Genomic DNA, 13938 nt, shown 5'->3' with positions numbered 1-13938 from the left:
TCAGATGTCCTTGTCTGTGCCCTGCGAGAAGAGCTGCTGCAATTCACTGAAGGGCATCGCCTGATGGCTGAATTCGAAAGTGCCTTTGTCCAGTATCTCGCGCGCTGCATCACGGACCGCCGCAAAGGCGATGGTCGTCAAGCGCGGACCAATCGATACACGCTTGACGCCCGCCTCGGCAAGCTGCGCAACCGTGAAGGAGGGCAGGGCTATCACATTGACCGGCTTGGAAACCGAGGAGCAGACTTGCCGGATGAGATTGATATCGCTGATGCCCGGCGCATAAAGTACGTCGGCACCAGCTGCTTCGAAGGCCTGCAGCCGTTTGATCGTGTCATTGATGTCAGGTCTGCCATGCAGGAAGTTTTCGGCGCGGGCGGTGAAGACAAAGTCTCCCTTCAGAGCCTTGGCTGCTTCGCTTGCAGCCGCAACCCGCTCGACAGCAAGCGAGAAATCATAGATAGGATTATCGTCATCGCCGGAATAGTCTTCGATCGAACAGCCCGCCAAACCCGCCGCCTCGGCCGCGAAAATCGTTTCGCCCGCGCTGTCGGGACTGTCACCCTTGCCCTTTTCGAGATCGGCATTCATGGGAAGGCTTGTCGCCGCCACGAGGTCGCGGCAGTGCTGCATCATCACATCAAAGGGTACGGCCCCATCCGGCAGGCCGCGCGAAAATGCAAAGCCGGCACTGCTTGTCGCTAGCGCTTTGAACCCCAGCGAAGCGAGAAATTTGGTTGTCCCGGGGTCCCATGGATTGGGCATGAGAAAAATCTCGTGGCCTTCATGCAGCTGACGGAAAACCCTGCCCTTGTCCATGACGACCTCCCAATGCGGACGTCCTTTGTGCTAGGACGTACCTGTTGAACCAAACCCACCGGCACCCCGGGCCGTCTCGCTGGCATGCTGCCGTTCTTCGACATCAAGCTGCACGACCGGGGCCAAGACGACCTGTGCAATACGCATGCCGCGTGTCACATAGAAATCGTCATCGCCGAGATTGATCAACAATACTTTTACCTCACCACGATAGTCCGAATCAATCGTTCCCGGCGTGTTGAGGCAAGTAATTCCATTCTTCAGCGCGAGGCCCGAACGCGGCCGGATCTGCGCTTCGAAGCCTAGCGGAATTTCGAAGATCAAACCGCTTGGCACCAGCGCCCTGCGACCGGGCAAAAGCAGCAATGGCCGGTCTTCCGGTACGGCCGCTCGCAGGTCCATGCCAGCGGAACCTGACGTTTCGTAAGAGGGCAATTCAAGATCCTGCCCATGCGGCAACCGGACGATACCGAGAGCGGGATTCTTGTGGTGAGCGGAATCGGATGTTTTGGACATGAAAAGACCTTTTTCACCAGACGGCGGTCATGGTCAACTCACAAGATATGATGCGTGCATTCTTTGCACACAAACTGCACCGACTCCCAGTTGCAACCGCCCTGAAATCAAATGATCAACTAAAGACCAATTGCGCGTTCGCCGGCTTGACCGCCATATTCCCGTTTCGGCCGGCTGCGCAGAATATTGCTTGATTGAATGTACCGTTTGCGGTACATGAAGCGGGGTGAATTGAAGAGAATAGCGGCGGTCTTCTATGAATCGGAAAGCGGTGTTGAACCGGTCAGGGACTGGTTGAAATCCCTTGGTATGGCGGATCGGCGTGTTGTAGGTTTTAATATTGCCGTGCTTGAATTTGGTTGGCCAATTGGAATGCCTTTGTGCCGATCACTTGGCGGTGGCCTATGGGAAATACGCAGCAATCTTGCCCACGGACGGATTGCGAGGGTTATCTTGTGCACGGCCCAGAGTCGCATGGTCTTGCTTCATGCTTTTGTGAAGAAGACCCGGAAGACACCGGCACCGGATTTGGAAATTGCACGCAAACGGCAAAGAGATGTCGGACCATGACTGGTAAACACATCGGCTCAACTTTCGAGGAATTCTTGAAGGAGGAAGGTATTCACGAGAAGGCAACGGCCCATGCAATCAAACGCGTGCTGGCATGGCAGATCGAGCAGGCGATGTTGGAAGAGGGCATCACCAAGAGCGAAATGGCCAAGCGGATGAAAACCAGCCGTACCCAACTCGACCGTTTGCTCGACCCGGAAAATGATAAGGTGCAACTCGATACGGTGCAGCGTGCTGCTGTCGCGGTCGGGCGCACGCTGCATCTCGAACTCATATGAACCCCCACAGCGCCTGCCATACAGAATCAACCATCGACTGCAAAGGCTGCGGCTGCTAGAAGGCGCGCAACCTTTTCCTTCACCGAGTTTGAGCCTTCCATGTCTTCTGCCGACCACCCCGTTTCCAAGCGCCGTACTTTTGCGATCATCGCGCACCCTGATGCTGGTAAAACCACGCTGACCGAAAAGCTGCTGCTGTTCGGCGGAGCGATCCAGCTCGCGGGTGAGGTCAAGGCAAAGAAAGACCGTATCCAGACGCGCTCCGACTGGATGAATATCGAGCGCGATCGCGGTATCTCGGTGGTCACCTCGGTGATGACCTTCGAGTACAGGGATTGCATCTTCAATCTGCTCGACACGCCCGGCCACGAGGATTTCGCCGATGACACCTACCGCACGCTAACCGCAGTCGACAGCGCGGTTATGGTCATCGATGCCGCCAAGGGTATCGAGGCGAGGACGCTGAAGCTCTTCGAAGTCTGCCGTATGCGCGATATTCCGATCGTCACCTTCATCAACAAGATGGACCGCGAAAGCCGCGATCCCTACGAAATTCTTGACGAGATCGAACAGAAACTCGCGCTGGATACCGCCCCGATCACCTGGCCGATCGGGCGCGCCAAGAGCTTTGCCGGAACCTATAATCTGCAGAACAACACGGTGCGCCGCCGCGACGAGGATGAGGTGCCGACGTCGGTCAACGGTCCAGAATCTTCGGCTGCGTCCGGCCTTCTGCCGGAAAATGAGCGTCAGGCCTGGATCGACGAGGTGACGCTGGCGCGCGATGCCTGCAATCCGTTCGATCTGCAGGCTTTCCGCGAAGGCCACCTGACCCCGGTTTATTTCGGGTCGGCGCTGCGCAACTACGGCGTGCGCGATCTGATCGAAGCTTTCTGCGATTACGGGCCGAGCCCGCGTGCGCAGGATGCCGATACGCGCAAGGTCGAGGCGACTGAAAACAAGATGACCGGATTCGTTTTCAAGATTCAGGCGAACATGGACCCCAACCATCGCGACCGCATCGCCTTCCTGCGCGTCTGCTCGGGGAAACTGTCGCGCGGTATGAAAGCCAAGCTGGTGCGCACCGGCAAGCCGATGAGCCTGTCTGCGCCGCAGTTCTTCTTCGCGCGCAGCCGCCAGATCGCCGACGAGGCCTGGGCCGGCGATGTGGTTGGCATTCCCAATCACGGGACGCTGCGCATCGGCGATACGTTGACCGAGGGCGAAGACCTCTTGTTCCGCGGCGTCCCGAACTTCGCGCCGGAAATCCTCCGCCGTGTGCGTCTCGACGACGCCATGAAGGCAAAGAAGCTGCGTGAAGCGCTACAGCAGATGGCGGAAGAGGGCGTGGTCCAGCTCTTCCTGCCCGATGACGGCTCGCCCGCAATCGTCGGCGTTGTCGGCGCACTGCAGATCGACGTTCTGACCGAGCGGCTGAAGGTGGAATATACGCTCCCGGTCGGCTTCGAGCCGGCCCGCTTCACCGTTGCCCGCTGGATTTCCGCCGATGACCCCTTGGAATTGCAGCGTTTCATCAATGCGCATCGTGCCGATATCGCCCACGATCTCGACAATGATCCGGTGTTCCTGGCGCAGAATACTTTTTCGCTGTCTTACGAAGCGGAGCGCTGGAAGGCGATCCGCTTTGCTGCGATCAAGGATTATCAGGTTCGCGATAAGGCTGCCTGATCTGTTCTAATCGCGCAGCTCGCGCCGCAGGATCTTGCCGACATTGCTCTTCGGCAGTTCATTGCGGAACTCGACCACGCGCGGACGCTTGTAGTTGGTCAGCCGTTCGGCGCAGAAGGCTTTTACAGCCTCTTCAGTCAACGCCGGATCCTTGCGGACGATAAAGAGTTTGACGATTTCACCGGAATGCTCGTTCGGCACACCGATGGCGGCCGCCTCGCGGATGCCTGGATGTTCCATCGCCACTTCCTCGATCTCGTTCGGGTAGACGTTGAAGCCTGAAACCAGGATCATGTCCTTCTTGCGATCGACGATCTTGGTGTATCCACGCTCATCCATATAGCCCATATCGCCGGAACGGAAAAAGCCGTCGGAGGTCATGACTTTCTCGGTTTCGTCCGGACGGTTCCAGTAGCCAGCCATGACCTGCGGGCCGCGGATGCAGATTTCGCCGACTTCCGTCAACGGAAGCTCCTTGCCTTCATCGTCGCGGATGGAGAAATCCGTTGAGGGGAGCGGCAGTCCTATCGTACCGGAGAATTCAGTTGCATCGAGCCGGTTCGCGGATGCCACAGGCGATGTCTCCGACAGGCCATAACCTTCGGTGATCAGGCAACCCGTTACTTCCTTCCAGCGATCGGCCACCGGCTTCTGAACGGCCATGCCGCCGCCAAGCGACAGGATCAGTTCCTTGAAGTCGAGCTTGCGGAATTCGTCATTGTTTAGCAGACCGTTAAACAGCGTGTTCAGGCCCGGAAAAATATGCATCTTGTGCTTCTGCAGCTCTTTGACAAAGCCGGGTATGTCGCGGGGATTTGGAATGAGCACATTGAGCGCGCCCTGTTCCATGCCCATCATCGCGTTCACCGTCAGTGCAAAGATATGATACAGCGGCAATGCACAGATATAAATTATGTCCTTCGGGCGCCCTTTAACGCGAAACCCGACATCGCACCACAGCCGCATCTGCGCGACATTGGCGACGATGTTGCTGTGGGTCAGGATTGCGCCCTTGGAAACGCCGGTCGTACCGCCCGTATATTGTAGGAAAGCAATATCCGCGCCTTTCACCTCGACGCTCTTGAGACTTTGCGCGGCACCCTTGATCAGGGCCGTTTTGAACTGCGTATGGCCTGGAAGCGACCAGGCGGGAACCATTTTTTTGACCCGCCGCACGACGAGGTTCACCAGATGGCCTTTGAGACCCATCATATCGCCCATGGCTGCCACAACCACATGTTGCACCGGGGTCTTGGTGATGACCTTCTCCAGGGTCGCAGCAAAATTTTCCAGGATGACGATGGCTTTCGCGCCACTGTCCTTCAACTGATGTTCGAGCTCGCGCGGCGTATAAAGCGGGTTGATGTTGACGACGGTCAGACCGGCCCGAAGGATGGCTGCGATGGTGGTTGGATATTGCAGCACATTGGGCATCATCACCGCGACGCGGTCGCCCTTGACAAGCCCGCGCGACTGGAACCAAGCGCCGATGGATCGCGAATGACGATCGAGCTCGGCATAGGTAATACTCTTGCCCATGCACATGAAGGCGGGCCGGTCGCTATAGTCCTTGAAGGCTCGTGCGAAGAAGTCGCCAAGCGATTCATATTGCACTGCCGGCATCTCGGCAGGCACGCCATCGGGATAGGAATTCACCCAGAATCGCGGCGCTGTCGTGCTGGCTTTCGGTGGAGTTTTCTTAGGCGCGGCCTTGGCTTTAGCAGCGGTCTTCGGCGCAGCCTTCTCGACCACCTTAGCGGCGGGAGCAGTTTTTGCCATCGAACCTGCCTTCGAAACCGCTTTTGCGGCATCTGACGCCTTTGGTTTCGCAGGGGCCTTCACCAAGTTGTCCGTTGCGGCTTTCCTGACGTTCCCGGTTGGCTTTTTCGAAGCTGGCGCTTCAGTTTTCACCGCTTTGTCGGCTGGCGCTTTAGCAGGCGCGCGCTTGGTCGTTTTTACCGGTGTCGTCTCTTTTGCCACATTAACCTCCCAGTTGATTTTCTTGACGCCTGCGCGCAGTTCCCAGACCCGCGCGCATGCTACTTAACAATCCTATCTATTGCGAGAGGCTGTGCGCTTGCAAGTATTTACATTGACGTAAACGTAAAATGATTTTGCGTCCTCCTTTAGCGAAATCGTGCAATTCATCTCTTCGGCACCATCTGGGCACAAAGTTGCCAAGGTTCGCCTCGACAAAGCACCCGCACTTCCTTCATCCTGTTCCCGATCGAAACTGGATTCTCCGTGGAAACAATAACCATTGTCCTCCTGATGCTCCTGGCCGTTGTGGTCAGCGATTCCATCATCCGGGTCCTTCCCCTTCCGGTACCGCTGCCGCTGGTGCAGATCGGCCTCGGCGCGGCGATCGCCTCGGTGACGAGTATCCGCGTCGAGCTTGATCCGGACATCTTCTTCCTGTTGTTCCTGCCACCACTCCTGTTTCTCGATGGCTGGCGTATTCCCAAGGAAGGTCTTTTCCGCGACAAGGGCATCATCCTCGATATGGCGCTTGGGCTTGTTATTTTTACCGTCGTCGGCGTTGGTTTCTTCGTTCACTGGATGATCCCGTCGGTGCCGCTGCCGGTCGCCTTTGCGCTTGCTGCGATCCTTTCGCCGACGGATCCCATCGCTGTTTCCGCCATTGCCGCACGCGTGCCAATTCCCTCGCGCATGATGCATATCCTCGAAGGCGAATCGTTGCTGAACGATGCGTCCGGCCTTGTCTGTATGCGCTTTGCCGTCGCTGCCATGCTGACAGGCGCGTTTTCGCTGCCCGAAGCGTTTTTAACGTTCCTCTGGCTTGCCTTTGCTGGCATTGTCATCGGCGTTGGTGTCACCCTCGGCGTCACGAGGGGCAAGGCGTTCCTGACCCGGCATCTTGGTGAAGAGAGCGGCTCGCAAATCCTTATCAGCCTGCTCATCCCGTTCGGCGCCTATCTTTTGGCGGAACATGTGCATGCCTCAGGCATTCTTGCGGCCGTCGCGGCCGGCATCACCATGAGCTACGCCGAAAACACCGGCCAGTCCCTAGCCTTGACAAGGGTACGGCGCACTGCCGTCTGGGACACTGCACAATTTGCTGCCAATGGCGCCATTTTCGTGCTTTTGGGCGAGCAGCTTCCGGGCATATTTTGGGGTGCGGTCGACAACGTCCATCACGTGGGAAGGGCGAGTTACTGGTGGTTGCCGGTCTACGTCGTGATTATTTATGCGTCGCTGGCCGCGCTTCGCTTTGCATGGGTGTGGGTCTCGTGGCGCTTCGCCTTTCGGCGGTCTTCCAAAAGCGGGCAGCCTGTCGTAAGGCCAAATTGGCAGCTCGTCGCCGCCATATCCTTTGCCGGAGTTCGCGGTGCCATCACCCTGGCTGGTATCCTGACGCTACCGCTTTTCCTCAATGATGGAAGCCTGTTTCCCGCCCGCGATCTGGTGATATTCCTGGCGGCCGGCGTCATCATCCTGTCCCTCATTATGGCAAGCATCTGCCTTCCGCGCTTGCTTAAGAATATCGACCTGCCGGTCGAGGATTCGCACCAGCGGGAAGAGGATTACGCTCGTATCTCCGCTGCGGAAGCCGCTATCATGGCCATCGAAAAGGCCCAGCATGACCTCGCGTCCGGCCGCGCCGACGCCGATGCTTTCACCGATGTGGCCACGCAGATCATGGAGCTTTACCGCAAGCGCATCGATGGGCGCATGCACCTCGGCGAGGAACGCGAACAGACGGCACGAAGCGAGGAAATCGGAAAGCTGCTGCATATTACTGCGCTGAAGGCAGAGCGGCAGGAAATCTACCGTCTGGTGCGGGCGAGACGGCTTGAAAGCACCACCGCCAGTAAAATGGTGCGTGATATCGATCTGCTCGAAGCAAGATACAGCTAGGCTCCTTACCCTCCCCCTTGTGGGGAGGGAGGCTGCGCAGCAGCGGGAGGGGCTTTCTTGCAGTGCGCTTTCCTATGCGCCATAGCTGTCTAAACAGCAAAAGAGACCCCACCCCGGACCTGCGGTCCGACCCTCCCCACAAGGGGGAGGGCAGGAGCGATGGTGCTCCTCCAGATTATTGTCGATCTTCCAGCACGAGTTCCGCTCCCTTCGCACCGACCATCATGGCAGCGGCGTTTGTATTGCCGGAAATGATGTTCGGAAACACCGAGCAGTCGATGATGCGCAGGCCATGTACACCGTGGACCCGCAGGCGCGGATCGACCACCGATTGCGCCGGGTCCGGCCCCATGCGGCAGGTGGAAACAGGATGGTAGACCGTGCCGCTGCGCCGCCGGAAATCCGTCATCAATTCATCGTCGCTCCGACAGGCGGGCCCGGGCAGCAATTCCTCGACGATCAGTTTCGACATGGTTGGTGTTCCGGCGATGCTGCGCAGGAATTTTACCGCGTCGAGCATCTCGGCCACGTCATGTTCGGTCGAAAACGCGTTCGGCACGATGCGCGGCTGCTCCAGTGGATTGCTCGACTGAACATGGATCGAACCGCTGCTCGTCGGACGGCAATTTGATAGGCCGATGGAAAAGCCCGGCCACGGATCCGGCGTCAGGATCGGCCGCTCGCCGTTCTTGGGGACCAACGTTGAAAAAGCCTGGAAATAGAGCTGCATATTGGCTCGGTTACGTGATGGATCACTGCGAAAAAAGCCGCCGCCCTGGTTCATGCTGATCGAGAGCGGCCCGGTCCGTAGCAGCAGGTATTCCACGCCCGCAAGCGCCTTGCCCCACCACGGCCGCAACACCTGGTTGAGCGATGGAACATTGGCCCGGTAGGTGTAGTTGATGCCGAGATGGTCCTGCAGATTTTCGCCCACCTGGGCGTTGTCATGCACCGCAGGAATGCCAAGATCGCGCAAACGCGTGGCGTCGCCGATGCCCGACAGCTCCAGGAGTTGCGGTGTATTGATCGAGCCACCGCAGAGGATGACCTCGCGGCCAGCCTTGACGACTTCGCTCTTGCCATGGCGGGTGAATTCGACGCCTGCCGCCCGCTTACCTTCGAAGACGATGCGCGTCACCATCGCCTGCGTGATGACGGTGACATTCGGACGTTTCATGGCAGGCCGCAAGAACGCCCGTGCCGCGGACATGCGCCGCCCGCCTTTCGTCGTCAGTTGAAAGGGCCCGACGCCTTCCTGCGTCTTGCCATTGAAATCGGGGTTGTAGGCAAGTCCGGCTTCCTGTGCGGCCTTGATCAGCTCATTGGCAAGCGGATGAAAGAGTTTTGAGCAATCGGTAATGTGAAGCGGCCCACCGCGTCCGAGGCTGGTCGCTGGCCCGTCATGATCCTCAAGCGAGCGGAAAATCGGCAAGAGATCGGCATAACCCCAGCCCGGATTGCCCCTGTCGCGCCACTCGTCAAAGTCCTCAGGCGCACCACGAACATAGACCATGGCATTGATCGAACTCGAACCGCCCAGCACCTTGCCGCGCGGCCAGTAGTCGGCATTGCCGTCAAGGCCGGGATCAGGCTCGGCGCGGTACATCCAGTTGACGGACTTGTCGTAAAACGTCTTGCCATAGCCGAGCGGCATGGACACGAAGAAGCGCCGGTCCGAGCCGCCAGCTTCCAGCACCAGCACGGAATGTCGTCCACTTGCTGAAAGTCGCTCCGCGATGACAGATCCGGCCGATCCTGATCCGACAATGATAAAATCAAAGGAGCGCATGCATGCCATTTCCAAATGCGTTATTGCATGCGATCAGGATATCCGGCTTCGACTCCGTAAACCCAAACGGCTTTCCGCCATGGCTTATGGAAATTGCGACAGAGGCGTAAATTGGCCTATGTCCCGCTCACCGCTGCGTTGAAGTTCTCGAAAAACTGCGTGGCGAGTTTCTTGGAAGTCGAGGCAATCAACCGGCTGCCGAGTTGGGCGATCTTGCCGCCGACATCCGCATTGACTTTATAGGCCAGCACGGTCTCGGCGCCTTCCTCGACCAGAGTGACGTCGGCTCCGCCCTTGGCAAAACCGGCAACGCCGCCCTTGCCTTCGCCGGAGATCGTATAGGAAGAGGGTGGATTGAGATTTGTCAGCTCAACCTTGCCATTGAAACGCGCCTTGACCGGACCAATTTTGACGCCCACGGTGGCTTCGAGCTCCGTATCCGAGATTTTCTCAAGACTCTCGCAGCCGGGAATACATGCCTTCAATATTTCCGGATCGTTCAAGGCTTTCCAGACAGTGTCGCGCGATGCGGCAATTCGTTCTTCCCCGATCAAGTCCATGCTCAAAACCCTCCCTGAGTTTTGGAAAGCTAGGGCACGCGAATGCTCCTGTCCATGTTTCTGTCAACGATTCCATTTGGACATGCGTTGCTTTAAAACCGTTCCGGTGGCAGTTTGCCCACCATCCAGCGTGATCTCAGGAGACAGATATGGCGTCAGAACAAGCGAACGACCTCAAACGGTCGGTTCAGGCATTGAAGGCCCATTGGAAAAGCGGCGCACCGAAAAACATGCGCGGGGCTTTCGCAGAAGATCCAAAACGCTTTACGCGATACTCGCTCGGGCTTGACGACCTGCTGCTCGATTGGTCGAAATGCCTTGTCAATGACGAGACCCTTTCCTTGCTTGGCGATCTGGCAAAGGCAGCCGATGTCGAAGCGTGGCGTGACGCCATGTTTGCCGGCAAACCAATCAACAATACGGAAGGCCGCGCGGTGCTGCACATTGCGTTGCGCAACCGTTCCGGCAAGCCGATCAAGGTCGATGGCGAAGATGTCATGCCGGGGGTCAAGGACGTGCTCGATCGCATGGCCGCATTCTCCAACGGTCTGCGTTCCGGCGAAATCAAAGGTGCGAAGAACAAGCCGATTACCGACATCGTCAATATTGGCATCGGCGGTTCCGACCTCGGCCCTGCCATGGCCACACTTGCCATGTCGCCTTATCATGACGGGCCCAGGGCGCATTTCGTCTCCAACATCGATGGCGCGCATATCACCGACACGCTCGCCGGCCTCGATCCGGCGACAACGCTGATAATCATCGCGTCGAAGACGTTCACTACCATCGAGACCATGACCAATGCCAAGGCGGCGCGCAAATGGATCGCCGATGCGCTGGGCGAGAAGGCCGTCGGCAAACATTTTGCGGCTGTTTCCACGGCGCTCGACAAGGTCGACGCTTTTGGCATTCCAGCAGACCGTATTTTCGGTTTCTGGGACTGGGTTGGCGGCCGCTATTCCATTTGGTCGGCGATCGGCCTGCCGCTGATGATCGCCATCGGTCCGGAAAACTTCGGCCGCTTCCTCGATGGCGCCCATGCGATGGACGAGCACTTCCGCAAAACCCCGCTCAAGAAGAACCTGCCGATGATGCTCGGCCTTGTCGGCTATTGGCACCGCGCCATTTCCGGCTATACCAGCCGCGCCGTGATCCCTTACGATCAGCGCCTCGCCCGTCTGCCGGCTTATCTGCAGCAGCTCGATATGGAATCGAACGGCAAGGGCGTTACCGTCGATGGCAAACCCGTTTCCGGGCCGACCGGCCCCGTCGTCTGGGGCGAGCCGGGAACAAACGGCCAGCATGCGTTCTTCCAGCTCCTGCATCAGGGTACCGATACAATTCCCGTCGAGTTCATTGTTGGGGCCAAGGGCCATGAGCCGCATCTCGACAACCAGCATGAAATGCTGCTCGCAAACTGCCTCGCCCAATCCGAAGCGCTCATGCGCGGTCGCACTCTGGACGAAGCCAAGGCGCAACTCGCGGCAAAGAACCTGCCCAAATCTGAGGTGGACCGCATCGCGCCGCACCGGGTTTTCACCGGCAACCGGCCCTCGATTACCATCATCCACGACATTCTTGATCCCTATACCCTCGGCCGCCTCATCGCGCTTTACGAGCACCGCGTCTTCGTCGAAGCGCAGCTCTACGGCATCAATGCCTTCGATCAGTGGGGTGTCGAACTCGGCAAGGAACTGGCAACGGAACTCCTGCCCGTGGTATCCGGTGAGGTGAAGCCCAAGGACAAGGACGCTTCCACGCAAGGTCTTGTCGCGCACCTGCGCAAGCGCCGAGGCAAATAGAGCTAAGAAGAAACTATCTTGTTTAAAAGTTCAGCCTGACGAGTCAGCTGGTGTGGTTTTTGGGGTCGCCAGAGGCGACGAGCGCAGCGGACTAGTTGGTCTGCGAGCACCGGAAGCACAGAAAACTGCATCAGATGTCCATCAGGGTGGGGTATGGGAGAATGGAATGAAGACGGAAATGATCAAGCTGCCCGGCGACGTGCCGGGCAACAGCATTGAACTACGCGTTCTGCGCTTTGAGGGCAGGGACAACAAAGCCGTTGGCGCTTATCTGCAATCTTCGTTGCACGGTTCGGAACTGCCGGGCCAGGCCGCACTGCATTTCCTCATCCCGATGCTGGAAAAAGCCGAGAAGGAAGGCCGCGTCGCCGGTACTATCACCGTCGTACCGCAGGCGAATCCGATCGGCTCGGCGCAGTGGCAGGCACACCAGCACCTCGGCCGTTTCGACTACTTCTCTGGTGTCAATTTCAACCGTTCGTTCCCCTTGCTCGAGACGTTCGATACCGCCGCTCTCCCACCCATCGATGCACCGAAATCGCTGGTCGAACGGCTGAAAGCACAGCTTCTGCGTTTGGCGCTGCCGCACGAAATCGTGCTCGATCTGCACTGCGACGACGAGAGCGAGAACTACCTTTACATCCATCAGGCCTTCCTGCCGGAAATGTATGACCTCGCTTCGGCCCTGGGTTCGACCGCCATTCTTTCATGGGACAGCACCGCCGATGCCGCCTTCGAGGAGGCCTGCGCGCATCCGGCATTGCAATTGTCCGAGACGGAGCGAAAGGCCCGTGCCGTGACAACCGTGGAATTCCGCGGCCTGAACGATGTCGATTTCGAAACCGGTAGAGCCGACGCCGAAGGCCTGTACAAATTCCTGGTCCATCGCGGTGTCGTCATCGACGACAGCGTCAAGCTGAAGGTCGATTTCAACGGTCCGGTCACTCCGCTCGAAAATGTCGAGATGATCCGTGCGCCACAGGGTGGCATGATCCTCTTCCACGTCGATATCGGCGCTGAAGTCGAAGCCGGCGCCAAGCTGGTGACGGTCGTGACCATTCCCGGCGATCCGAACGGCGATATCACCCTGACTGCACCGCAGGCGGGACGGATTCTCACCCGCCGCGGCCATCGTTATACAAGGCGTGGCGATGACCTGTTGAAACTGCTCGGCAGCAAGCGTTCAGAAAACGCACGGCCTGGCTCCCTGGAGGCCTGATGGCAACCGCCGGTTCCTCCCATATCCGGGGCATCCTCTTCGACAAGGATGGCACCTTGGTCGATTTCAACCGCACCTGGTTCGGCATCACCATGGAACTGGCGCACAAGGCAGCCGATGGCGATGAGGCACGGGCGCGGGCGCTCGTCGAAGCAGGCGGCTATGACTGGGAAATGGAGAAATTCCGCGGCGGTTCGGTCATTGCCGCAGGAACCGTCAACGACATCGTCGATCTCTGGCATCCCGAACTGACGCTCGAAGAAAAGCGGGCGCGCATCAGGGATTATAACGCCTATGCCGTGCAAGAGGGTTCGCGTCGTGCCGTCGGCATCGAAGGCTTGCGTGTGACGCTGGAAGCATTGGTGGCGCAAGGGTTCGTTCTCGGCATCGCCACCAATGATTCGGAGGCGGGTGCGCGCGCAACGGCGGAAGCGCTGGGCTTGACTCCATTGTTCACCGTCATCATCGGCTATGATTCCGTGACGCGTGCCAAACCGCATGCGGACCAGCTTCACCTTTTCGCGGCAAAGACCGGGCTTGAGCCTCGCGCTATTGCCATGGTCGGCGACAATGCCCACGATCTGGAGATGGCCCATGCAGCTGGTGCGGGGCTGGCCATCGGCGTCCTGTCAGGCAACAGCACGCTGGACGATCTTGCGCATCTCAGCGATGCCATCCTGGGTTCTATCGCCGAATTGCCGCAGTTCCTCAAGACGCGCGCCGAGACTCTTTCTGCCTGATTGGCATCGTTCATTGCTATGATGACAATGATTTGAGTGCCTGTTGCAGATCGCGGTGCTATCAATCCTCCGTCATT

General features: G+C 58.3%; 12 protein-coding genes. 7 read left to right on the top strand and 5 right to left on the bottom strand.

Going from position 1 to position 13938, the window contains the following annotated elements:
* Both ACSQ3H_RS01695 and dut read right to left on the bottom strand, forming a co-directional pair.
* Positions 1-819 carry an isocitrate lyase/PEP mutase family protein gene (locus ACSQ3H_RS01695; RefSeq protein ID WP_436115437.1) on the bottom strand — a complete coding sequence of 273 codons (819 nt, stop codon included), beginning with the start codon at positions 817-819 and terminating at the stop codon, positions 1-3.
* A gap of 30 nt (positions 820-849) precedes the next feature.
* Positions 850-1335, bottom strand: a complete 486-nt coding sequence (gene dut, locus ACSQ3H_RS01690) for a dUTP diphosphatase (protein ID WP_436115436.1) — start codon at positions 1333-1335, stop codon at positions 850-852.
* 198 nt (positions 1336-1533) lie between these two features.
* Here dut and ACSQ3H_RS01685 point away from each other — a divergent pair, with 198 nt between their 5' ends.
* From ACSQ3H_RS01685 to ACSQ3H_RS01675, 3 genes are all read left to right on the top strand, one after another.
* Positions 1534-1905: a type II toxin-antitoxin system RelE/ParE family toxin gene (locus tag ACSQ3H_RS01685; protein ID WP_436115435.1), complete on the top strand. Its 372-nt coding sequence runs from the start codon at positions 1534-1536 to the stop codon at positions 1903-1905.
* Positions 1902-2183 carry a Fis family transcriptional regulator gene (locus ACSQ3H_RS01680; protein WP_436115434.1) on the top strand — a complete coding sequence of 94 codons (282 nt, stop codon included), beginning with the start codon at positions 1902-1904 and terminating at the stop codon, positions 2181-2183. Before ACSQ3H_RS01685 ends, ACSQ3H_RS01680 begins: the two co-directional genes overlap by 4 nt.
* 99 nt (positions 2184-2282) lie before the next feature.
* Positions 2283-3872 (top strand): peptide chain release factor 3, encoded by a 1590-nt coding sequence (locus ACSQ3H_RS01675; protein WP_436115433.1) that lies wholly within the window; start codon positions 2283-2285, stop codon positions 3870-3872.
* 6 nt (positions 3873-3878) lie between these two features.
* Here ACSQ3H_RS01675 and ACSQ3H_RS01670 read toward each other — a convergent pair whose 3' ends face one another.
* Complete coding sequence (locus tag ACSQ3H_RS01670) at positions 3879-5891, bottom strand: long-chain fatty acid--CoA ligase (protein WP_436119316.1); 2013 nt, start codon at positions 5889-5891, stop codon at positions 3879-3881.
* Positions 5892-6116: 225 nt separating this feature from the next.
* On the opposite strand from ACSQ3H_RS01670, the gene ACSQ3H_RS01665 reads away from it, so the two are divergent.
* Positions 6117-7751 (top strand): Na+/H+ antiporter, encoded by a 1635-nt coding sequence (locus ACSQ3H_RS01665; RefSeq protein ID WP_436115432.1) that lies wholly within the window; start codon positions 6117-6119, stop codon positions 7749-7751.
* Positions 7752-7926: 175 nt separating this feature from the next.
* Here ACSQ3H_RS01665 and ACSQ3H_RS01660 read toward each other — a convergent pair whose 3' ends face one another.
* Both ACSQ3H_RS01660 and ACSQ3H_RS01655 read right to left on the bottom strand, forming a co-directional pair.
* Entirely contained in the window at positions 7927-9540 is a 1614-nt protein-coding gene (locus ACSQ3H_RS01660) for a GMC family oxidoreductase (protein ID WP_436115431.1), read from the bottom strand.
* Positions 9541-9656: 116 nt separating this feature from the next.
* Positions 9657-10100 carry a CoxG family protein gene (locus ACSQ3H_RS01655; protein WP_436115430.1) on the bottom strand — a complete coding sequence of 148 codons (444 nt, stop codon included), beginning with the start codon at positions 10098-10100 and terminating at the stop codon, positions 9657-9659.
* Between the two features lie 149 nt (positions 10101-10249).
* Between ACSQ3H_RS01655 and pgi the strand changes: the two genes are divergently transcribed.
* From pgi to ACSQ3H_RS01640, 3 genes are all read left to right on the top strand, one after another.
* Complete coding sequence (gene pgi / locus ACSQ3H_RS01650) at positions 10250-11902, top strand: glucose-6-phosphate isomerase (protein ID WP_436115429.1); 1653 nt, start codon at positions 10250-10252, stop codon at positions 11900-11902.
* Positions 11903-12068: 166 nt separating this feature from the next.
* Positions 12069-13121 carry a peptidase M14 gene (locus ACSQ3H_RS01645; protein ID WP_436115428.1) on the top strand — a complete coding sequence of 351 codons (1053 nt, stop codon included), beginning with the start codon at positions 12069-12071 and terminating at the stop codon, positions 13119-13121.
* A complete protein-coding gene (locus ACSQ3H_RS01640; protein ID WP_436115427.1) occupies positions 13121-13861 on the top strand; it encodes an HAD family hydrolase in 741 nt (246 codons plus the stop codon). The genes ACSQ3H_RS01645 and ACSQ3H_RS01640 overlap by 1 nt, the downstream gene beginning before the upstream one ends.
* Positions 13862-13938 lie beyond the last annotated feature (77 nt).

Source organism: Phyllobacterium sp. LjRoot231, from assembly GCF_964253365.1.
Taxonomy (GTDB): Bacteria; Pseudomonadota; Alphaproteobacteria; order Rhizobiales; family Rhizobiaceae; genus Phyllobacterium.
Note: the sequence above shows the minus strand (reverse complement) of the source record. Positions and strands in the feature narration are given on the sequence as shown.